The following is a 1284-nucleotide window of genomic DNA, read 5'->3' on the forward strand; positions in this document are numbered from 1 at the left end:
GTCTCAAGCATCATTCGGAGCGAATTTGGCGTCGTCACTCGCTATCCGCCATCACCTTGTGCCGCTGCAGCAGCCGCGCTGCAAGCCAGCACAACATGGCCCAGGCGAAGCCGGCGCACCAGCCGGCGAGCACGTCCGATGGCCAATGCACGCCGAGATAGACGCGGCTGGTTCCGACCAGCACCGTGACGAGCACGGCCAGCGCAAGCAGGAAGACCTTGGTCGCGCGGTCCGGCAGGAAGCGGGCCGCCAGCGAGCCAAGGGTAAGATAGGTGATCGCCGAGAGCATCGCGTGGCCGCTGGGGAAGGAGAACGAGGTCTCGTTGACGAGATGCGACACGAGATCGGGTCGCGGTCGGTCGACTTCGAACTTGAGCAGGCTGGACAGCACCTGTCCGCCGGCGACGGCCACGAACACGAACAATGCCGTCGCCGGCCGCCGGATCAGCAAAAGGTAGATGATGACCGTGCTGGTGATGAGCACCAGCACGCTGGTGCTGCCAAGCGCGGTGATGTCGCGCACCGCGCCTTCCAGCCAGGGTGGACCGACAGGACTGTCGGGCTGCCCGGCATGACGGAAGGCGAGCAGGATTTCGGTATCGAAGGCGTGCGGGGTGGTGGAGCGCGCCACCTCCATCAGTTCCACCAGGCCCCACAGCCCGCCGGCGATCACCAGCCCGGCCAGGAGCACCGGGAATTCTATTCTGTTGAGCAGCGCGTTGGCGGTCGATTTCATTCGGGGCCTTGGGTCCAGCTACAGCCGTTGCATATAGGGCCCGAGCGTGATCAGGACGACGGCCGCGATCGCCAGCATGACGCCCGTGGCCTGCAATGCGTTGAGCCGCTCGCCGAAAAAGACCAAGGCCACGACGTTCACCGACACCAGCTGGATCACCGCCGACAGGCTGAACGACACCGACATGCCGAATTCGCGGATCAGCCTCAGCATGATCAGATTGCCGGCGGAATAGAGCGCCAGCGTCAGCACGATCTTGCCAAGGCTCGGCGCCAGCCCCCACTGCTTGGCCGCCATCGCCGCCAGCAGGAAGATCACCGTCGAGACGCCAAGCTGCGCCAATCCCCAGATACCCACGTTTTTACCCCCTTGAGCGGCCTTCGCCGCGCCCGTCGCCACTCTTGTTTCCGAAGCGCGTGAAGCCGTCAAGCTGGCGGTGGAGGAGTAGGCGAAGGCCGCGGCAAGCCCCTTCTCCCCGTCACTATACGGGGAGAAGGTGCCGGCAGGCGGATGAGGGGCGGCGCCAGCATTGGCCATCAGCATTACAC

General features: G+C 65.0%; 2 protein-coding genes. Both read right to left on the minus strand.

What is annotated here, in order from left to right:
* Positions 1–34: 34 nt before the first annotated feature.
* A complete protein-coding gene (locus tag EOA38_RS37010) occupies positions 35–736 on the minus strand; it encodes a phosphatase PAP2 family protein (RefSeq protein WP_127301534.1) in 702 nt (233 codons plus the stop codon).
* Between the two features lie 18 nt (positions 737–754).
* Entirely contained in the window at positions 755–1093 is a 339-nt protein-coding gene (locus tag EOA38_RS37015) for a hypothetical protein (RefSeq protein ID WP_127301535.1), read from the minus strand.
* Between the last annotated feature and the right edge of the window lie 191 nt (positions 1094–1284).

Source organism: Mesorhizobium sp. M1E.F.Ca.ET.041.01.1.1 (genome assembly GCF_003997355.1).
GTDB lineage: Bacteria > Pseudomonadota > Alphaproteobacteria > Rhizobiales > Rhizobiaceae > Mesorhizobium.

Coding starts and splice junctions, on each gene's coding strand:
- EOA38_RS37010 (WP_127301534.1), bottom strand. CDS start 736: ATGAAATCGACCGCCAACGCGCTGCTCAACAGAATAGAATTCCCGGTG.